The 19,276-nt window shown below is 56.9% G+C and carries 18 protein-coding genes; 5 read left to right on the plus strand and 13 right to left on the minus strand.

The features are described from left to right. Window positions 1–53 precede the first annotated feature (53 nt). Window positions 54–947, minus strand: a complete 894-nt coding sequence (locus G560_RS0114810) for a LysR substrate-binding domain-containing protein (protein ID WP_028914139.1) — start codon at window positions 945–947, stop codon at window positions 54–56. Between the two features lie 45 nt (window positions 948–992). Here G560_RS0114810 and G560_RS0114815 point away from each other — a divergent pair, with 45 nt between their 5' ends. Continuing rightward, on the plus strand, window positions 993–1,823 hold the full coding sequence (locus G560_RS0114815; RefSeq protein WP_022705083.1) for a creatininase: 831 nt from the start codon (window positions 993–995) through the stop codon (window positions 1,821–1,823). 124 nt (window positions 1,824–1,947) lie between these two features. Here the strand turns inward: G560_RS0114815 and G560_RS0114820 are convergent, their stop codons facing one another. The 6 genes from G560_RS0114820 to G560_RS0114845 form a co-directional block, all read right to left on the minus strand. Next, on the minus strand, window positions 1,948–3,351 hold the full coding sequence (locus G560_RS0114820) for an L-serine ammonia-lyase (RefSeq protein WP_028914141.1): 1,404 nt from the start codon (window positions 3,349–3,351) through the stop codon (window positions 1,948–1,950). Between the two features lie 4 nt (window positions 3,352–3,355). Continuing rightward, window positions 3,356–4,630: a serine hydroxymethyltransferase gene (glyA, locus tag G560_RS0114825; RefSeq protein ID WP_022705085.1), complete on the minus strand. Its 1,275-nt coding sequence runs from the start codon at window positions 4,628–4,630 to the stop codon at window positions 3,356–3,358. Window positions 4,631–4,708: 78 nt separating this feature from the next. Next, window positions 4,709–5,239 carry a sarcosine oxidase subunit gamma gene (locus tag G560_RS0114830; protein WP_022705086.1) on the minus strand — a complete coding sequence of 177 codons (531 nt, stop codon included), beginning with the start codon at window positions 5,237–5,239 and terminating at the stop codon, window positions 4,709–4,711. 13 nt (window positions 5,240–5,252) lie between these two features. Next, on the minus strand, window positions 5,253–8,255 hold the full coding sequence (locus G560_RS0114835; protein ID WP_022705087.1) for a sarcosine oxidase subunit alpha: 3,003 nt from the start codon (window positions 8,253–8,255) through the stop codon (window positions 5,253–5,255). Further along, the gene (locus tag G560_RS0114840; RefSeq protein ID WP_028914142.1) at window positions 8,252–8,551 is read right to left on the minus strand and encodes a sarcosine oxidase subunit delta; all 300 of its coding nucleotides are present in this window, start codon (window positions 8,549–8,551) and stop codon (window positions 8,252–8,254) included. Before G560_RS0114840 ends, G560_RS0114835 begins: the two co-directional genes overlap by 4 nt. A 10-nt stretch (window positions 8,552–8,561) precedes the next feature. Beyond that, on the minus strand, window positions 8,562–9,815 hold the full coding sequence (locus tag G560_RS0114845) for a sarcosine oxidase subunit beta family protein (protein WP_022705089.1): 1,254 nt from the start codon (window positions 9,813–9,815) through the stop codon (window positions 8,562–8,564). A gap of 121 nt (window positions 9,816–9,936) precedes the next feature. Here G560_RS0114845 and G560_RS0114850 point away from each other — a divergent pair, with 121 nt between their 5' ends. Next, entirely contained in the window at window positions 9,937–10,938 is a 1,002-nt protein-coding gene (locus G560_RS0114850) for a GlxA family transcriptional regulator (protein ID WP_022705090.1), read from the plus strand. A gap of 73 nt (window positions 10,939–11,011) precedes the next feature. Here the strand turns inward: G560_RS0114850 and G560_RS0114855 are convergent, their stop codons facing one another. Next, window positions 11,012–12,235, minus strand: coding sequence for an aminopeptidase P family protein (locus G560_RS0114855; protein ID WP_022705091.1), 1,224 nt, complete (start codon window positions 12,233–12,235; stop codon window positions 11,012–11,014). Between the two features lie 30 nt (window positions 12,236–12,265). Here G560_RS0114855 and G560_RS19425 point away from each other — a divergent pair, with 30 nt between their 5' ends. Beyond that, entirely contained in the window at window positions 12,266–13,351 is a 1,086-nt protein-coding gene (locus G560_RS19425; protein WP_231575877.1) for a LysR family transcriptional regulator, read from the plus strand. Here G560_RS19425 and G560_RS20755 read toward each other — a convergent pair. Continuing rightward, window positions 13,270–14,079 (minus strand): dimethylsulfonioproprionate lyase family protein, encoded by an 810-nt coding sequence (locus G560_RS20755; RefSeq protein WP_211215449.1) that lies wholly within the window; start codon window positions 14,077–14,079, stop codon window positions 13,270–13,272. The genes G560_RS19425 and G560_RS20755 overlap by 82 nt on opposite strands. Before the next feature lie 80 nt (window positions 14,080–14,159). Here G560_RS20755 and G560_RS0114870 point away from each other — a divergent pair, with 80 nt between their 5' ends. After that, on the plus strand, window positions 14,160–14,432 hold the full coding sequence (locus G560_RS0114870) for an AMP-binding protein (protein WP_022705094.1): 273 nt from the start codon (window positions 14,160–14,162) through the stop codon (window positions 14,430–14,432). A gap of 164 nt (window positions 14,433–14,596) precedes the next feature. Next, the gene (locus G560_RS19430; RefSeq protein WP_033419453.1) at window positions 14,597–15,418 is read left to right on the plus strand and encodes an IS4 family transposase; all 822 of its coding nucleotides are present in this window, start codon (window positions 14,597–14,599) and stop codon (window positions 15,416–15,418) included. A 486-nt stretch (window positions 15,419–15,904) separates the two neighbouring features. On the opposite strand, the gene G560_RS20760 is transcribed toward G560_RS19430, so the two are convergent. The 4 genes from G560_RS20760 to ubiT all read right to left on the minus strand — a co-directional run bounded on the left by G560_RS20760 (window position 15,905) and on the right by ubiT (window position 19,261). Further along, on the minus strand, window positions 15,905–16,663 hold the full coding sequence (locus G560_RS20760; protein ID WP_338053576.1) for a Crp/Fnr family transcriptional regulator: 759 nt from the start codon (window positions 16,661–16,663) through the stop codon (window positions 15,905–15,907). A gap of 171 nt (window positions 16,664–16,834) precedes the next feature. Next, on the minus strand, window positions 16,835–17,737 hold the full coding sequence (gene ubiV / locus G560_RS0114885; RefSeq protein WP_022705096.1) for a ubiquinone anaerobic biosynthesis protein UbiV: 903 nt from the start codon (window positions 17,735–17,737) through the stop codon (window positions 16,835–16,837). A gap of 4 nt (window positions 17,738–17,741) precedes the next feature. After that, window positions 17,742–18,719: a ubiquinone anaerobic biosynthesis protein UbiU gene (gene ubiU, locus G560_RS0114890; protein WP_022705097.1), complete on the minus strand. Its 978-nt coding sequence runs from the start codon at window positions 18,717–18,719 to the stop codon at window positions 17,742–17,744. After that, window positions 18,719–19,261, minus strand: a complete 543-nt coding sequence (gene ubiT, locus G560_RS0114895) for a ubiquinone anaerobic biosynthesis accessory factor UbiT (RefSeq protein WP_022705098.1) — start codon at window positions 19,259–19,261, stop codon at window positions 18,719–18,721. The genes ubiU and ubiT overlap by 1 nt, the downstream gene beginning before the upstream one ends. Window positions 19,262–19,276 lie beyond the last annotated feature (15 nt).

Genomic DNA, 19,276 nt, shown 5'->3' on the forward strand with positions numbered 1-19,276 from the left:
AATCGGAATATTAAATTTATAAATTTACGATACAAATGCAATACGCGAGTGCATTATGCGGATTGGACAGCATCACTTGCCCCAAAGGAATCCAGTCTTCCAACCAGATCACTCACCAAATTGATCCCAGCAGCCGAAAGTCTTGGGTGCTTGTAAAACAGGCCTACCCTAAGGTTTTCAAGCGGCGGCATTCCCTCATCCTCGCCGACGATCCGCATGCCTTTCAATAACGTAGGTCGCGTCAACGCGCTAACGCAGAGCCCGTTCAAAACAGCCGTCTGCAGGCCCGACACCCCTGACCCCGTATAGACGATACGCCAACGCCGCCCAATTGAATCAAGTGATTGGATCATTCTAGCGCGATAGTCACAGCCCTCTGGATGTGCGGCCAAAGGAACCGGCTTGTCCGCATCGAATTTGAATGTCTCTGCCGCCGCCCAAATCGGACGTTCCACCCAGGATCGTGATAGATATGGCATTTGGGTTGTTGGCATCGTTGCGACAATTATATCCAACTCATCCGCTCGCATTTGCCGATGTAGGCCACGGCTAAGGCCACAGTGAACTTCTAAATCCACATCCGGATGGTTACGCACAAACATCGCCAATGTGTCTTGCAAAAACGCCATCGCATAATCGGTTGGAAGTCCGATGCGCAGAACCCCTGACAAGTCGCCCCTGCGAAAATAATGTGCCGCTTCATCATTGATCCGCACGATTTCGCGCGCAAAGGTCAGCAACTTTTCACCTTCTTGCGTTGGAAGAATCGTCCGACCTTCCTTTGTAAGCAGGCTGGCCCCAACCAATTCCTCAAGGCGGCTGATCTGCAATGAGATCGCGGGCTGGCTGCGCCCCAGCGCAATTCCCGCCTTGGTGTGGCCTCCAAGTTCGACAACCGACACAAATGTGCGCAACAGATCGGTTTGAAAGTTGGTGATGCTCGTCATGTATTTACGTTTCCAATCCATACATCTGAATAATCTATTTTCCTTATGGGGCTTTGGCAAACTAAAATTGATAAATATCCATTGCATTACGGAGGCAAAATGCGCCCGACCTCACCCTTTGCAGCAGAATTAACCTGGCCGGTTTACGATGCCGCTGTTCGCGACGGCAAAACGCCGATTCTGATTCCCATTGGCTCAATGGAACAGCATGGCCACCACATGCCGCTTCACGTGGACGTACTGCTGCCAACTGAGTTCGCGCGGCGCGCCGCACTAGAGACCGGCGGCCTTGTGGCGCCCCCGTTCACATACGGTTATAAGTCACATCAAAAATCCGGCGGCGGCAACCATCTGCCGGGAACGACCAGCCTTGACGGGGCGACACTTGTGGCGGCGCTACGCGATGTCATTAAGGAATTCGCGCGCCATGGCGTGCGCAAGATTTGCCTTGTGAACGGGCATTTCGAAAATTCCTGGTTTATCATCGAAGCCATTGATCTTGCCTTGCGTGAATTGCGCTGGGGGGGGGTCGACGATGTAAAGATCGTCGTGCTGTCGTATTGGGATTTCGTCGACAAGGACACAATCACCCGGCTTTACGATGACAATTTTCCAGGGTGGGATCTGGAGCATGGGGGCGTGCTGGAAACATCGCTGATGCTGGCGCTTTATCCCGATCTGGTCACCTTAAGCGCCGCCATTGATGTTGAGCCCGCAAAGTTCCCGCCCTATGACGTTTATCCAGTCAAGCCGGAATGGACACCACCCAGCGGCACGCTATCCTCTCCCAAAGAGGCATCGGCTGAAAAGGGCCAAATCCTTTTGGAGGTCTGTTCGGCGGGTATCGCCGGGGCTCTACGCGCAGAATTCGGATAGGCGCGATCCTCAAAGTTGCTTAGCCGCTTGCAAAACCTCTGGCATCGCAACAAAAAAAATGGGACGGATCGAGCAACCGATCCGTCCTTAATTATAGAGTGCTTGGTATAGCCTGAAACACGGCTCAACATTCTGGTAGATTCACCGCCAACCCGCCTGTCGAGGTTTCCTTGTATTTCACATTCATGTCGATACCGGTCTGGCGCATCGTCTCAATGCAATTGTCCAGCGGCATGAAATGCGTGCCATCGCCGCGCAGAGCAAGGCTGGCGGCAGACACCGCCTTGATCGCACCCAAGCCATTACGCTCGATGCAAGGCACCTGAACAAGGCCCGCTGCGGGGTCGCAGGTCATGCCCAGATGATGCTCAAGCGCGATTTCGGCGGCGTTTTCCACCTGTTCGTTGGTGCCGCCAAGGGCCGCACACAACCCCGCGGCGGCCATGGCCGCTGCACTGCCCACTTCACCCTGACAGCCCACTTCGGCCCCCGATATACTAGCGTTGTGCTTTATCAGCCCGCCAATCGCAGCTGCGGTCAGTAAGAACGTGTGAATGCCGACATGCGTCGCCCCGATGCAATGGTCGCGATAATAACGGATCACCGCAGGCACCACCCCTGCCGCCCCATTGGTCGGCGAGGTGACGACCCGACCACCAGCAGCATTTTCCTCATTCACCGCCATGGCATAGACGGACAACCAGTCATTGGCGACATGTGGTTGGCTTTGGTTCCGCCCGCGTTCGACCATAAGCTGCTCGTGAATTGCCTTAGCGCGACGCTTGACCTTCAACCCGCCGGGCAAAATCCCGTCTTGGCGCAAACCACGGGCAATACAGGCGTCCATCGCCTGCCACAGTGTATCAAGCCGATCCTCCAGACCGGGGCCGGAATGCGCCAACTCATTCGCGCGTTTCATTTCAGCGATGCTTTTGCCGGTGGCTTGGCCCATTGACAGCATTTCCAATGCCGTACCGAATGGATGCGGATAACCGCGCGCCGCCTTTTCCGCATGCAGAGTGCCGGATTTCGACGCCTCCAACTCATCGGCCGTTACGACAAACCCGCCGCCAACCGAGTAATAGGTTTGCGTCAAATAGGGATTGCCGCGTTCGTCATAGGCCCGCAGGATCAACCCATTGGCATGGCCTGGCAGCGGTGGGCCATAGTCGAACACCAGATCACGGTCGGGATCAAAGGCCAAATCGCCGAGACCCGGCGGCGATATGCGACCGCTGCGGCGCACCGCAGCTTCCAGTGTCTCGGCGGCGTCGGGGTTCAGCGTGTCGGGGCGAAACCCAAGCAGGCCTAGCACCACGGCGCGGTCTGTAGCATGGCCTTTGCCGGTAAAGGCAAGGCTGCCGTGCAAGCTGGCACCCAAACCGGACAACCGCCCCGCGCCTGGGATCTTTTCTGCCCCGCCGCGCAAATCATCAAGAAACAGCGCGGCAGCGGTCATCGGCCCCATCGTATGCGACGATGACGGGCCGACGCCAATTTTGAAGATATCAAATACCGACAGGAACATCAGATCAGTCGCCCATGCCATAGATCGGGTGCGCCGCGCATAGCGCACGCACCTTGGCCAGCACCACCGCCTCGACGCGCGCATCGCCTTCAGCGTTTGCTGACAGCGCGTTGATGACCTGCAAAACCAGTTCACCCACCTTGCGGAATTCGGCCACGCCAAAGCCGCGCGTGGTTCCCGCGGAAGTGCCAAGCCGGACACCCGAAGTAACAAACGGCTTCTCCGGATCAAACGGGATCGAGTTCTTGTTGCAGGTCAGCCCGGCTCGTTCCAGCGCCGCTTCGGCGGCCTTGCCCGTCACGCCCTTGGGGCGAAGATCGACCAGAACCATATGGCAATCGGTGCCGCCCGAGACGATGCCAAGGCCACCTTCTACCAGCACTCCAGACAGCGCCTGCGCATTGGCGATCACGGCCTTTGCATAGTCCTTGAACGACGGGTCCAGCGCCTCGCCAAAGGCCACGGCTTTGGCGGCGATCACATGCATCAGGGGGCCGCCCTGATTGCCGGGGAACACGGCCGAGTTGAATTTTTTGCCCAAAGCCTCATCATTGGTCAGGATCATGCCACCGCGCGGGCCGCGCAAGGTTTTGTGGGTAGTCGTCGTCACAACATGGGCATGGGGCATCGGATCGGGGTATTGCCCTGCTGCGATCAGGCCGGCGTAATGCGCCATATCCACCATCAGATAAGCGCCCACCTCATCCGCAATTGCACGGAAGGCGGCAAAGTCGATGTGGCGTGGATAGGCCGAGGCCCCGGCAATAATCAACTTTGGTTTTGTCTCCAACGCGACTTTGCGCACATTGTCCATGTCGATCAACTGATCCTCGACGCGTACCTCATAGCTGACCACGTCGAACCACTTGCCAGACATCGTGACGGGCGAGCCGTGGGTCAGGTGCCCGCCATGCGCAAGATTCAACCCCATGATGCGGTCACCGGGCTGGAGGAGCGCCAAAAATACCGCCTGATTGGCCTGCGCGCCCGAATGCGGTTGCACATTGACAAAGCCCGCACCGAACAACTGCTTGGCGCGGTCGATGGCGATCTGTTCGACCACATCGACATGCTCGCACCCGCCGTAATAGCGTTTGCCCGGATAGCCTTCGGCGTATTTGTTGGTCAGCACCGAGCCTTGGGCGCGCAGCACATCAAGACTGACGATGTTTTCTGAAGCGATCAGTTCGATCTGGTTCATCTGGCGGTCCAGCTCAAGGCCGATTGCCTCGGCGATGGCCGTATCGGTGATCTGGTTTGCGGTCAGGGTTTTTGGCATGACAAGGGGCCTTTCAGGCAAAGGTGGTCGGAGCGCGCCGGAAAGACGCACTATGATTGGCAAGTTGTCGTCAAAGGGTCAAAGACCGCAGGCAAACTCACGCAGGGCGATATCCAACAGATCGGACACATGCGGAAAGAACGACCGCCAGACTTCAATGCGAAAGGCATCGTCAGCATCGCGGATCAACACAACCTGTGCCGTGTCAAACAGCGTGCGCTTGGCGGTGCCGGGGGCCATGCGCGACAGGTCCAGCGGGCAGGCGACCGACAGAAACTCCTGCGCGCGGGGGCCTGTGATGGCAATCGTGAACTCGCGATCCGAGATCACTGTCAGGCTGTGGGGCGCTTTTACACGCGCTGCGGTGAAATCGGCAACAATGGCCGCTTGGTCCGCCTCAGGCGCGTGCAGCAACCATTCGTCGGGGCCAAGGCACCACGCCGCATGGCCTTTCTTGGCCACGCCCTGCCCGATCTTGGTGGGAAGGGTCAAGCCAAAAGCCGCCGAGGCCACCGCCAGATTGGCAGGGGCAATGCGCAGGTTAAGCCGCGCCACGGGGGGCAGGACGGCAACAGATACGGCGTCAAACGATTTTACTGGGGCGTTCATTCTGGCATCCTCCTCATTCAACTTTCAACCGGTCCCCGGCGGGGTCGTAGAACACACACCCCGTGACCTTTGCCGCCTGCGAGCCGCCATCTGCGGTGGGAATGTGCAGCGTGTCGCCCATACGGTCAAACCCACCTTCGACCACCGCCATGGCAATCGACCGCCCCAGCGCTTCGGACCAATAGGAACTGGTCACATGTCCGATCATCTTCATCGGTTTGGGCTGCTTTGGATCCAACACTATCTGCGCACCCTCAATCAGCACGTCTTTGGGATTATCGGTCAAAAGGCCAATGAGTTGCTTGCGCCCCTTGGCCACAATATCAGGCCGCGACAGTGACCGTTTGCCGACGAAATCGGGTTTCGCCTTGCCGATTGCCCAGCCGATGCCTGCATCTTCGGGCGTCACCGTGCCGTCGGTATCCTGACCAATAATAATATAGCCCTTTTCCGCACGCAAAACGTGCATGGTTTCGGTGCCATAAGGGCAGATGTCATAGGGTTTACCCGCCTCCATCAGCTTTTCCCACAGCGCGCGGCCATGGCGGGCGGGCACGTTCACCTCATACCCCAACTCGCCGGTAAAGCTGATGCGGAACAGACGCGACGAAAAGCCTGCGACCTTGCATTCCGCCACCGACATGTGCGGGAAGGCCTCGTCAGACATATCCTGCCCTTCAACCAGTGGTGCCAGCAGCTTGCGCGCATTGGGACCGTTGATCGCAATGGTTGCCCATTCCTCGGTGGTAGAGGTCAGCCAGACTTGCAGGTCAGGCCATTCGGTTTGCAGATAATCTTCCATCATGTTCAGCACGCGGGCCGCACCACCCGTGGTCGTGGTGACATGGAACAGATCATCTCGCATCCGGCCAATCACGCCATCGTCGCGGATAAACCCATCCTCACCAAGCAGAAGGCCATAGCGGCAGCGTCCCACCCCGAGTTTGGTCCACGGGTTGGTGTACATGCGATTCATGAATTCCACCGCATCTGGGCCGGACACTTCGATCTTGCCAAGTGTGGACGCATCAAACATGCCCAGCGACTGGCGTGTGGCCTTGCATTCGCGGTTGACCGCCGCGTGCATATCCTCACCCGCCTTGGGGAAATACCAGGCGCGCCGCCACAGGGCGACAGGTTCAAAGGCCGCGTCATGCTCAGTGGCCCAACTGTCAATTGGCGTCTTGCGGGTCACCTCGAAATGGCTGCCCTTGTGATAACCTGCCAAAGCGCCAAAAGTCGTGGGCGTATAAGGAGGGCGGAAGGTGGTCAAACCAACCTGCGGGATATCTTTGCCAAGCGCATCCGATGCAATCGTCAACCCGTTCATGTTGCTAAGCTTGCCCTGATCCGTGGCCATGCCGTTGGTGGTATAGCGTTTAACGTGCTCGATAGACCGCATGCCTTCGCGCACAGCCAACCGGATATCCTTGGCAGTCACGTCGTTCTGGAAATCGACAAACGCCTTGGCGCTGCCGGGGCTGCGGTCGGTCGGCAACTCCTTTTGCGTAATGCCGGCGCCGGTACGGTCGCCGGTCACGGCATAGGTGGCGGCCCCCGCCTTGCGGCCCAGATCGCGCAGTGCATCCGCGCCTGCTTTGGCCCCATCCTCCAACACGGCGGCGATGCCCCAAAGGCCGCGGCCCGCGCCGGCTATATGCACGGCCTCGGTTTTATGGCCGGGCAGATAGGCCTTGGCCTTTGCATCCCAATCGAGCGAGCCTTTGGTGTGGCTGAACAAATGCAAGGACGGCGTCCAGCCGCCGCACATCAGCACAGCGTCGCAAGGGATTGTGCGCGCTGCCCCCACGGCTCCACCACGCACCGGATTGACGCGAATGGATTTCACCCGCAACCGTCCACTCGTCGCGGTAGCGGTGTGGCCAGTCAGGGTTTCGATGTTCCGAGCCATGGCTGCATGCATCAGCGCAGGCGGAATATCGGTGCGTGTATCAACGATGGCCGCTACCTTGCAGCCTGCATCGGCTAGGTCAAAAGCGGTGTGCCAAGCACTATCATGGCTGGTCAGGATCAGCGGGCGGTCGCCCACTTTAACGCCAAAACGATGCAGGAAGGTCTGCGCCGCCCCCGCCATCATCACGCCGGGGCGATCGTTGCCGTCAAACACCATCGGCCGCTCGATCGCACCTTGCGCCAAAATGACCTGTCCCGCACGGACGCGCCAAAGGCGTTCGCGGGGCGCATCGACGGGAACATCTGACAGATGATCGGTCAGCTTTTGGCACAGGCCCACCATGTTTTGGTGATAATATCCAATCGCCGTGGTGCGGGACATCAGCCGAACATTGGGCAAGCTCGCCAGTTCGTCCAGCGTTGTCGCCAACCACCCCCAAGCATTGTCGCCGTCGATATCAACCGAAGGTTCAGACAGCAACGCACCGCCCATCTCTGATTGCTCATCCACCACAACCACCGACGCACCGCTGCGCGCAGCTGTCAGGGCGGCGGCAAGGCCTGAAGGACCAGAGCCCACGATCAGCACATCACAATGCAGATAGCGGCTTGCGTAGTGATCAGGGTCAAGCTCGGTCGGTGCGCGGCCAAGGCCTGCGGCGCGGCGAATAAAGGGTTCGTACACCTTGTCCCAGAAAGACTTGGGCCACATGAAGGTTTTGTAGTAAAAACCCGCCGAAAACAGCATGTAGAGCCGGTCATTGATCGCGCCCACATCGAACTTCAGAGTCGGCCATTTGTTTTGGCTTTCGGTGCTCAGTTCGTCGTAAATCTCTTGCATTGTCGCGCGAGTGTTCGGTTCAAACCTCCCCGGCCCGCGGGTAGTGCCGATTAGCGCGTTGGGTTCTTCGGACCCGGCAGTCACAACACCACGCGGCCGGTGGTATTTGAAACCACGGCCCATCAAATGCTCGCCATTGGCTAACAACGCCGAGGCGACGGTGTCACCCTCGAAGCCGACAAAGGTCTTACCGTCAAAGGTGAAGCGGACCGGCCGGTCCTGATTGACACGGCCACGGCCCTTGATGCGAAACGGGTTCATTCTGCGGCCTCCAACTTGGTAACGTCAGGGCGTGGGTGCCCGGCGGGATAGGTGGTCAGGAAACGATCCGACACGGTGTCGCGCAGCGCGTTAAAGAACCGCCCGCAACCGTTGATATGGCGCCAGCGCTCGGCATGCAGACCGCGCGGGTTTGACCGGATGAACAGAAAATCACGCCATTCCTCATCGCTCAGTTTGGACGGATCCGCAGGGCGGGCGATATGCGCCTCACCGGCATAGGCGAATTCCAATTCGGGCAGGGTGTCATCGCAATAGGGGCAGTGGATCAAAAGCATGTCAAATTCCTCAATGCGCAACAGCGGCGGCGGCGGCTTCGTCAATCAAGCGCCCGGTGGTGAAGCGTTCCAAAGTAAAGGGCGCGTTGATTTTATGCGGCTCATCCTTTGCCACTGTCCAAGCCAGCAAATGCGCGGCCCCCGGTGTCGCCTTGAACCCACCCGTGCCCCAACCGCAGTTTACATAGAGCCCCTTGACCGGGGTCTTACCCAGAATAGCCGAACGGTCTGGCGTTACATCCACGATGCCGCCCCATTTGCGCAGCATCCGCATCCGGTTGAAGATCGGAAACACCTCGCAGATCGCAGCGACAGTATGTTCAATCAGCGGCAAACCGCCGCGCTGAGAATAGCTGACATATTGGTCAGTACCTGACCCGATCACCAACTCACCCTTATCAGACTGGCTGATATAGGCGTGGACAGTGTTCGACATCACGACACAAGGGAAGATCGGCTTGATCGGTTCGGAAACCAGCGCCTGTAACGGATAGCTTTCGAGCGGCATCTTCACACCCGCCGTTTGCATGATCACAGAGGTGTGGCCCGCAGCCGACACCGCGACCTTTTTGGCGCGGATAAATCCCTTTGCGGTTTCCACCCCTTCAACCGACCCATCTGCCCCACGGCGGATCGAAATCACGGGGCAGTTCTGGATGATATCGACGCCTCGCTTGGCCGCAGCGCGTGCATAACCCCAGGCCACCGCATCGTGCCTCGCGGTGCCTGCACGCATCTGCAAGGCCGCCCCCATCACCGGATACCGTGCATCAGGCGATACATTCAGCGGGGGGCAAAACGCCTTTGCCTCGGCAGTGTTCAGCCAGCGATTATCAACGCCGTTCAACCGATTGGAATGGATATGTCGCTGAAACGACTGCACGTCATGCACATTATGCGCCAGCATCATCACGCCACGCTTTGAAAACATGACGTTATAGTTCAGCTCGGTCGACAGGTTGTCCCATAGATCGAGCGCATGATCATAAAGCTTAGCGCTTTCGTCATAAAGGTAGTTGCTGCGGATAATCGTGGTGTTCCGTCCCGTGTTGCCACCGCCCAGCCAGCCCTTTTCAATTACCGCAACATTGGTAATTCCGTGTTCCTTAGCCAGATAATAGGCCGCCCCCAACCCATGCCCGCCCGCGCCGACGATGATGACATCATATTCTTTCTTGGGCTGGGCATCGGGCCATTGCTCGGTCCAGTTCTTGTTGCCCGTCAGGGCATTCTTCAGCAAGGATAGGGCAGAAAAATGGGTCATCACGGAGCCTTTCGGGGGCTGATTTCGGAAAGATGAAGCATCATTACATGAATGGCGATTTTTCACTGTATGAATGCGTCATATTGACGTTATAATTGCGCCACCCGTGAAAGGATACACCATGACCAAACCCACCCTCTCTCCTTCTGTACCGCGCCTGAGGGTTGGCTTTATCCTGACGCGGCGCTTCACGCTCTGCGCCTTTGCAAATTTTGTAGATGTACTGCGATTAGCGGCGGATGAGGGTGACGGTTCACGCCCGATTCTGTGCGGCTGGCGTGTGCTATCAACCACCACAGACCCACTATTCTCCAGCAGCGGCATCGCGGTTCAACCCGAAGAACGACTGGGCGATCCGGCGCGATTTGACTACATCGTCGTCATTGGCGGCCTGATGCAAGAACTTGAGTATCTCGATCCAGCCCATGCAGATTTTCTTCGGCGAGCCGCGGTGGCAGGGGTGCCTTTAATCGGCGTCTGCACAGGCGCATTTGTTCTGCACCGCGCAGGGCTGTTACAAGGCTATCGCTGTTGCGTCAGCTGGTTTCACCATAATGATTTTTTAGAACAGTTCGACGGCATTTCCCCGGTGTCAGATCAAATCTTTGTCGTGGATCGCGATCGGTTGACCTGTTCTGGCGGCACCAGCTCGGCGCATTTGGCGGCGTTCTTGGTTGATCGGCATATTGGCCGCGCCGCAGCAAAGAAAAGCCTGGCCATCATGATGATAGATGAAGCTATGGCCGCCGAGCGCCCGCAACCCGGACTGCCGCTAGAACTTTCCACTGCTGACCCCTTGGTCAAACGCGCGCTTTTGGCGATGCAACAGATGCTGGACACCCCACCGACGGTGACTGCGCTGGCCGAACGGCTAAAGGTCAGCCGCCGCAAACTGGAACGGCATTTTGCTGATGCGCTACGGCTTACCCCTTCCGAGGCGAGTAAAAAAATCCGCCTTGCCCATGTACAACTCTTGCTCGACCGCAGCGACAGATCTATCACGCATATCGCGCAAGAAACCGGCTTTGCCGATGTTTCGCATTTGATACGGGTTTTTCGGGCGTCACATGGTACGACGCCCGATGCGTGGCGTAGGTCGCGCCTGCCGATGGCTGTGCCTTGATGGAAAGTGTGAACAGCGCAGCAAAAAGCCCCGACCGAAGATCGGCCGAGGCTGGCTTATTGGCGGCGTGCTATCAGTTCTTGACGATCAGATGATCGGGACCGTAGGCGAAACCGGTAATGTTGGTGTTGCCCTTGTTGTTTTCCTTGGTAATGACAAGGATGTCGTGCTCGCGGTAGCCACCCGCGCCCGGCAGATGATTTGGCACGGTGATCATTGGCTCCATTGAAACAACCATGCCCTCTTCCAGAACGGTATCGCAATCTTCGCGCAGCTCCAAACCGGCTTCGCGGCCATAGTAATGGCACAGAACGCCGAACGAATGGCCATAACCAAAGCTGCGATATTGCAGCAAGTTTTCCGCCGCATACATATCGTTCAATTCTTTGGCGATGTCGCTGCACTTGGCACCTGGAACCAGAAGTTCCTTACCGCGATCATGTACGGCGCAGTTGATGTTCCACAGGCGGGTATGCTCGTCCGATGCCTCTTCCGAAAACAGCGTGCGCTCCAAAGCCACATAGTACCCTGCAACCATAGGGAAGCAGTTCAGTGATAGGATATCGCCCTTTTCGATCTTGCGGCTGGTCACAGGGTTATGCGCGCCATCGGTGTTGATGCCCGACTGGAACCATGTCCAAGTGTCCAAAAGCTCGCCATGTGGCCAAACCTTAGCAATCTCACGAACCATCGTCGCGGTCGAATGGAGGGCCACTTCATGCTCTGGAACACCCACTCCAATTGCCTCGACGCAAGCCGCGCCACCGATGTCGGCAATGCGGGTCATCTTGGTGATGTGGGCAATTTCTTCGGCCGATTTGATCATCCGCAACCGCATAGAGGCCGCACCAATATCAACAAACTCCATCGTCGGGAATTCGGATTTCAACAGGTTCAGCGTGTCGATGTTGATGTGATCGAATTCGATCCCCAACCGTTTGACGCCGCCGGTCAACCCGCGAATGGCATGAAAATAATTATCTTTCTGCCAGTCAGTGTAGGTGACGTTCTTGCCGCCAAAGGTCCGGCGCCACGGCTGGCCACCGTCAATCCCTGCGCTAATCGACGTAGCAATATTGTGATCGACCAAAAAGCCATAGCGGCGGCCAAAATAACAGAACATGAAATCAGAATAGTAGTTGATGCAGTGATAGCTGGTGAACAGAGCTGCATCGATTCCGGCCTGTGCCATATAGCCTCGAATTGCGGTCATGCGGCGGGTCATTTCAGCGTCGGAAAACGTTGGGACTGCTTTTTCGCCATTGTCTACATAGTTTTGTAACCGTTCGCGTTCCATCTTGACCTCCAAAGATTCGGTGGGTCGACATTGACCCGATTACGGACAATCAGGCCTTTATTCAACGACCTTGTCAAAAGACCATTTTTCACGATAGGATCAATTTTTCTCATGCTAAGGCCATCCATGACGACTCCTCCACTCAATGCTTTACGCACCTTTGAGGCGGTCGCCCGTCTGGGCTCATTTCGTGCGGCGGCGGATGTGCTTTGCGTCACGCAATCAGCCGTCAGCCACCAAATTCGTAATCTTGAGGGCTGGCTGGGCAAACCGCTGTTTGAGCGCGAGGGCAACCGGACCCAATTGCTGCCACATGGGGCCGAGCTGGCCCGCAACTTGGCCACATCTCTGGCCGAGATTGAGGCCGCCTGTGCCCGGACACGCAATACCAGCCAGGCCCTTGTAATCGCCGCGATACCGTCGATTGCCATGTGCTGGCTAATCCCAAGGCTAAGCCGGTTTAGGGCCGCGAACCCGATGATTGAAACGCGCATTGTCTATGCGATTCATGGCCAAGACATCAATTTTCATGATGTACATCTTGCTTTTGTCTTTTCACGTGGAACGCCGACAGTGCCAAATGTCAAAAGTCAGTTTTTTCTGGGCGGGCAAAGTGCTCCCGTCTGTAGCCCTACCCTATTGCAGGCACTGGGGCGCAAGCCGGAAACGGATGCTGACATCTTGCAGCTTGGATTGCTCCACGATGGTGATCCATCTGGCTGGAGGCGCTGGTTGGAAGGTGGGGATGCCCGTGATCAGACCGCAGACATCGGCCCAACCTTTGAGGATTTTAACTTGCTACGGGCAGCAGCGTTGTCTGGTCAAGGCGTGGCACTTTGCCCACTCGCGATGGTGCGGTCTGATTTGGAAGCAGGCAGCCTAGTCCAAATCTCTGACCGAATAATGACCCATGGCTCAGACTATTTCCTACTGTCTGCCGCCTCCGCAAATCCACAGATTGTGCGCCAAGCGCAAGTGTTTCAAGATTGGGCTATGGCAGAGCGCGGAATTGAACTTGCTGTTCAAGAGAGGAGTCACCCCGCCCACAAAAGCCAGACTGCTAAGAGCGGCGAGTCACCGGAACGCATTGCATGCACAATGCCCGGCGAGTTGTAGAACGTGCCACCGATGCCGGGCGTGAACCATGCGCCATTCTTTTGGCGAAAGCTTCCGTCACTGAGTACCAGATAGGTTTCTTCCGGCGGGTGGGAATGGTCAGGATACCTGACATTAGAAGCGAGCAATGAGACGCCGATCAAAAGGTCATCCCGCCTTTCAATTCCGCTTGGACCCACGATCACCGTATTGGCATGGCTGTGCTCAAAGTTGGTGCTCGCGTGCAGTCGGCTACCGTCAGGAACACGCCAGCTCAATGCAGGTTCCAGCGCAACAAATGCATCAATAAGCCGACATAGTTCCGGGTCTTGAAAAAGAGATGGCTTTGTTGCGTCCCCCAACTGGCTGCAAACGGGCAAACCTGTCCCTGCACCTTCGGATATCTCGGAGTGTGTTTGCAGTGCGGCCCAAATCCTCGAGACTGACAATTTTGAATGATGGTCGGTCACAAACCTATCTGCAACGACAAAAGTCGCATCAAGGAAGTTCTGCAAAAGCTTGGGACGCATCATCATTATTGGTCCTCGGTTGTTCATACTTGCACGAAACACCGTTTGTTTGGCAAGACCATAGAATAAAAGCGCACCCGCCGCCGGGCGCCCGATCAACGCGCCATGCAGGGCGTTTGGCTGCCGTTTCAGATGAACCATTAGTGCTTTAGCGGACGGGCTGAGTGGTACATTTCCTCGGGTGAAAATCAATAAATTCAGCTCTGGTATTGGATCCAAAAAAGGCTCTATTGCCAAGTCACATCTGCTTTCAGGATGGTAAAACAGTTCGTCCGACAGAAAGGCAGCCCGGTGACCGTGTGACCGTCCAGTTTAAGAAATCTGTATTGGCGATTGCCCTATATCGAGGTACGCTGCTGTGCGGGGCAATCCATCTGCCCCTGAATCCCGTCTATACGCCTGCTGAGGTGTCGTATTTTTTGATCGATGCCACCCCGCGCGTATTTGTCTGTGGCCCTTCAAAACAGAATGGGCTTGCTGCAATTGCCAACGCCGCTGACGTAAAGACAGTTTTGATGATGAATGCGACCGGCGCAGGTACCCTCGCTGATGCGGCTAAAACCGCCACGTGAACCGCCCCCTGTTTGCCGGAGGCTGATTACTTCATGTCATGCGACCATATCCAATGTGTCGAACTGCGCATAGTACCTGTCTTCTGCCTCTGCTGGTGGGATGTAGTCGTTGAACAAATCACACTCCAGTAAAACCGGGGCAATTCAATGAGAAATGGGCGCGATTGCCGGAGCCGGGCTTTCACATCCTGACCCGCGCCATGGTGGATCGTTCGATCAGGGAGGGGGGCGGAAAGCTCTCCTCGGCACCGTTGCAAATGGCGGGCACCGCCTTGATAGCGTTGCGCGCACGCCCTGGCCGTCCGGCCCGCAACGCCAGGCTCGTGGCTCGCTTTGGCCACGTCACGCTCAAGCGCCCCGCCATTCTGGCCAGGCAGGAAGGGTTGGCCGAGACGGTGAAAGTCAGCCTTGTCGAAGTCTGCGAGGTGAATGCGCCGCCAGGCGCCAAGCCCATTGCGTGGCGGCTTCTGACCACACATGGGGTCAAAGATGCGGCGATGGCCTGGCGCGTGGTTGGCCCCTTCTCGGGCATTTTCAATGCCCTGCCAGGCAACGGGTATCGGCAGCGCTGGCATATCGAACAATTCTTCCGCACCCTGAAACAACAGGGATTGCAACTGGAGGACAGCCAGTTGGAAAATGCCGTGCGGTTGATCAAGCTGACTGCGATTGCCGCCCGAGCTGCCTGCACCATCATGCAACTCGTCCAGGCGCGCGACGGTCGGTCCGGGCAAGACGCCAAGATCGCCTTCTTGCCCTCCGAAATCGAGACCCTCCACGCACTACTGCCCGAGATCGAAGGAAAGACCGCGCTCCAGAAGAACCCTCGCCCGCCGGAAACACTTGCTTGGGCCGCGTGGATCATTGCCAAGCTCGGTGGATGGGATGGCTACCCAAAATCCAAACCGCCCGGCCCAATCACCTTCCGCCACGGGCTCCAATACTTCAAATCCCTCGCCCACGGATGGAGGCTCCGAAATGTGTGAATCGCCTAGCTGTTTTCAGGGGGACTCTTTAAACGTTGACAAGGCGTTGACACAAAATGCGCAAGCCAAAACCTGACTGTTTAGGTCTGGTTCTATCTATTTGATATCGTTTATGAATTTGGTTGCGGGAGCTCGATTTGGATACAAATTCACAGAACTCTGCAACATTAGGATTGGACGTTGACCACAGATCACAAGCCGCCACGACGTGTTTTCTTTCGCGACTCAAGATAACGCATCGAATGACGAATGCTGATCCTCAGCTCACGCCATACCAATGGGATGAACAGCACCGACACGGCACTGGAGTGCCCCTGTAATGGTTCCGGAGTTTCCCGGCATTGCAACAAGATCAGTGAGTATGAGACCAGGCGGGGAGGGGCAAAGCGGGTTCGGAACATGGCGATGCTCCGTGCGTTCATCCTATAGGTCGGTCCAGCCATCTCGGCCACATTTCTTTGCAACAAGCCCCATGGAAGGCCAACGCTAGCCTCGCAACAAAACCTCACGCCCGCAGATCGAATACGCGCTGTCGTTTAGTAAGCGGGCTACGACACGCGACAAAGTTTCGGGCCGTATCCCCAACAAATCGGCAAGGTCGATCCGGGATAGGGGCAGATACATGCGCTTGCCATCTGCGCAATCTCGACCATGTATTTGTAAAAGCCTTCCTAACAGATCTGACAATCTCTCTGTGTTCGAGCGCGTTGCCGCGGCGATTATATGGGCGTGGCTGCGGTCAATTTCCTGAATACACCTGTCCGCTAAACGGCCAAGCACCTCGGGTGAGCGGTTCAAGATCTGACGGACACTATGGCGCGGAACCTTACACACCCGAGAAGGGATAAGTGCTTGCGCTTCGGTGTGATGGGGTTGACCTGCCATAAAAGAACGGAACCCAATAATCTCGCCCGGATAGGCAAGCCGCAAAAGTGTCGATTTGCCATCGTCCTGACAGCTGCGAATCCCGATCAAACCTCTGGAGACGCAATAGACGCCGGAATTTTCCTCACCTTGTTCAAACAGGATTTGACTGGTCTCAAGCGGCAAACGATCAAAGCCGCGATTGAGGATCGGCAAAGCGGCACCGCTGACAGGTTGCCAGATGCTTTGATCGTGGAAATCGCAGTTACCACAGGGATGTTGAACGTCGCTATAGTCGCGCATAAACCGCCTTTTTACCTGAGTGTATACTTCGGCACACGGCACGCCGCCACGCGTTGGGCCTGCGACCCTTCGTATCATGTCAGCGCTGCGCAGCTGAAATTGACGCCCGTCAAAGACTTCAAGCGTAGACCGTTCTACCTTGATATCACCGATTGGAGCTTATTAAAACGCTACAAGTCCTACACCAAAGGTGCGGGCTAAGGTGTCCATTTCCCTTTGTCCCGAAACTGGAGCAAAGGGGACTTAAATTCAGATTGAAGCAGCTCCCGACCAATCGGCCCCGCGCGCGCCGCGTATAAACCCGTCAGAAAGACGCAGGACTTCGTTTTCGGCTTGCAACTTGGTGATCAGTTCAGCGCCAGAAAGCCGCCCATCGAGCAGATTGCGGAACGCTGTGCAGATCTGTCCGAAATCCCCAGTTTGTGGTGACAGGCGCAGGGAGGAAACCCCGGCCTGTGCCAGGGCGTCGACCTGCAACGCCATACAGGCATGGGACTCCGACAGCGTCTGTACCCCGTTCATCGCCAAAAACGGCTTCCCCTCACGGGTCAATACGGGAAGACCGTCGGGATCATCTTCGCAGGCAAATCGGCAATGGTCCTTGGGCCGCGCATGCAGGCGGGCATGGTAGCAGCGCCCCGAAATCGCAAGCGGCACGCGGCCATAGCCCCAAACCTCGATTTCCACCCCGACTTCGCGTGCCACCACCGCCAATATAGCAATCGAGTCCAGCGGCAATTCGGGCGGCAGACAAATCCGCACGGCACCGCGACCGGCAAGCCAGCGCAATGTGCTTTCATTATAGACATTCACCAAGGGTCCAACGCTGAACGGCGTGCCGTGTGGCAAATGCGACAGCGCGGTCAGATCGTTGACCTCTACCTCCACACCCATCTCGGCCAGTTCTGCCGTCATTTTTCGTTCCCGCTTTAGCGTGACAAGCGCGAGGCTGCTCAGCGCGACCGTTTTACCCGCTGTTTGCAACTCTGAAATCGCATCGGGAATACGGTCTTGAAAAAATGGCAAGCGTTTGGAACACACTACCTCGCCCAGGCTAACGTGATCTACGGGGGCTTTTGCGAGATCTGCATAAAACGCAGCCCATGCATCGGCTTTCCAAAAGAACTGGTTGGGGCCAACGGTCAATTTCATCGGCTTATCTCCATGTTTTCTTATATGCGCCGGTCGTGCTGGCCTGCCCTTCGGACAGCCGCGCCAACATTCCGGCAGGCATCGAATGCCCTTGCGCCAAAGCATCGACCGCAGCGCGGAAATTCTGCACTACTTGTGCGACGTATGAGGCCGAACGCTGTCGCCCCTCGATCTTGAGTGCGGTGACGCCAGCCGCCTGCAATTGCGGAATTAATTGCTCGGCATTCAAACTAACAGGGTCCTCAAACAAATAGCCGCTCTTCTCGGCTGCAGTGAAACAGCCCTTGCAAAGAGTTGGATAGGGCGCAGGCTCTCCCTTGGCCGCGCTATGGATCAGATAACCACCCAAGCGCGCCTTTAGTACGCCGTCCTCCTCGCGGTAGTCCACATGGCTTGGAGGCGAACAAACGCCATTCATATTGGGCGATTTTCCGGTGGCATATGAGGATAACGAGCAACGCCCCTCGGCCATGACACACAGCCCACCAAACACGAACACTTCCGTCTCCACTTGCGTTTCCGCATTAATTGCGGCGATTTCGGGCACCGATAAAACCCGCGGCAAGACAACTCGCTTCACGTCAAAAGAGGTCGCATAAAAGTTGATCATATCGGCATTGGCTGCCGCCGCCTGCACCGACAAATGCCGTCGCAAATCGGGGTGGTTTTGCGCCGCATAATGCAGCAAACCCAAATCAGCCAAAATCACCGCATCAGCCCCCAATGCGGCGGCGTTTGAGATTGCGCTATGCCAAATACCCTCGGCACCCGCGCGAGGAAAGGTATTAATTGCGATCAATACCTTCGCGCCGTGGCCATGAGCAAAAGCAATACCCTCACCCATTTCAGTGCGATCGAAATTCAGGCCCGGAAAATTGCGCGCATTGGTTTCATCGGCAAAACCGCAATATACCGTATGCGCCCCCGCATTCACAGCGGCCCGCAGAGATGCGGGCGTTCCCGCAGGGCAGACGATTTCCATCAGCAGTAGCCTCCATTTTCCGGTCGCTTAAGGCAAAGCCCTGTGAGCGCCTGTGCCAAAATAATCGCGCGCCGTAGCGGGCCCGCAAAGGGGCCAGACATCGCCTGTAACTCTGCCCCAATATCCAGTTCCGCATCATCGATCGCATTGCGTAGCGCCAAGGCCGCCTCGGTATTGCCCTCAATCACCAGATCACGCGAGAAGAACAGCGCATCGCCATCGAAGGCACCATGCACCAACCCAAGCAAGGCGGCCAATGGCCCGGCAATTTTGGCATCCCCATGTTGTGGGCTCCGGTGCAGGATCACATGTGGATTAGTGGCATCTGGCGACAAGCAGATCACGAAGGGCAGATCGGTTGGATCCAGCACAAATCGCGCGCTGGCAAAGGGGCCAAGCCTGCGAAACATCGACGGGTGGCGCCCCGCGACGCTGCGGGTTAACGCCGTAAGAGCTTTTGATAGCAGCGGCAAAGGTAATGGGCGCAGGGCGAACGCCACAAGCGGTGGCGCCTTTTCAATTTCAAAAGGGGCGGATTGCATCAGATATCCTTTGCT

Source organism: Pseudorhodobacter ferrugineus DSM 5888 (assembly GCF_000420745.1).
GTDB classification, from domain to species: domain Bacteria; phylum Pseudomonadota; class Alphaproteobacteria; order Rhodobacterales; family Rhodobacteraceae; genus Pseudorhodobacter; species Pseudorhodobacter ferrugineus.

What these genes read in the sequence shown, in the direction of transcription:
- G560_RS0114810 (WP_028914139.1), bottom strand. Translation starts at nt 947, where the DNA reads ATGACGAGCATCACCAACTTTCAAACCGATCTGTTGCGCACATTTGTG.
- G560_RS0114815 (WP_022705083.1), top strand. Translation starts at nt 993, where the DNA reads ATGGGGCTTTGGCAAACTAAAATTGATAAATATCCATTGCATTACGGA.
- G560_RS0114830 (WP_022705086.1), bottom strand. Translation starts at nt 5,239, where the DNA reads ATGAACGCCCCAGTAAAATCGTTTGACGCCGTATCTGTTGCCGTCCTG.
- ubiV (WP_022705096.1), bottom strand. Translation starts at nt 17,737, where the DNA reads ATGAAATTGACCGTTGGCCCCAACCAGTTCTTTTGGAAAGCCGATGCA.
- G560_RS0114835 (WP_022705087.1), bottom strand. Translation starts at nt 8,255, where the DNA reads ATGAACCCGTTTCGCATCAAGGGCCGTGGCCGTGTCAATCAGGACCGG.
- G560_RS0114840 (WP_028914142.1), bottom strand. Translation starts at nt 8,551, where the DNA reads ATGCTTTTGATCCACTGCCCCTATTGCGATGACACCCTGCCCGAATTG.
- glyA (WP_022705085.1), bottom strand. Translation starts at nt 4,630, where the DNA reads ATGCCAAAAACCCTGACCGCAAACCAGATCACCGATACGGCCATCGCC.
- G560_RS0114855 (WP_022705091.1), bottom strand. Translation starts at nt 12,235, where the DNA reads ATGGAACGCGAACGGTTACAAAACTATGTAGACAATGGCGAAAAAGCA.
- G560_RS0114845 (WP_022705089.1), bottom strand. Translation starts at nt 9,815, where the DNA reads ATGACCCATTTTTCTGCCCTATCCTTGCTGAAGAATGCCCTGACGGGC.
- G560_RS0114850 (WP_022705090.1), top strand. Translation starts at nt 9,937, where the DNA reads ATGACCAAACCCACCCTCTCTCCTTCTGTACCGCGCCTGAGGGTTGGC.
- G560_RS0114820 (WP_028914141.1), bottom strand. Translation starts at nt 3,351, where the DNA reads ATGTTCCTGTCGGTATTTGATATCTTCAAAATTGGCGTCGGCCCGTCA.
- ubiT (WP_022705098.1), bottom strand. Translation starts at nt 19,261, where the DNA reads ATGCAATCCGCCCCTTTTGAAATTGAAAAGGCGCCACCGCTTGTGGCG.
- G560_RS20760 (WP_338053576.1), bottom strand. Translation starts at nt 16,663, where the DNA reads ATGATACGAAGGGTCGCAGGCCCAACGCGTGGCGGCGTGCCGTGTGCC.
- ubiU (WP_022705097.1), bottom strand. Translation starts at nt 18,719, where the DNA reads ATGGAAATCGTCTGCCCTGCGGGAACGCCCGCATCTCTGCGGGCCGCT.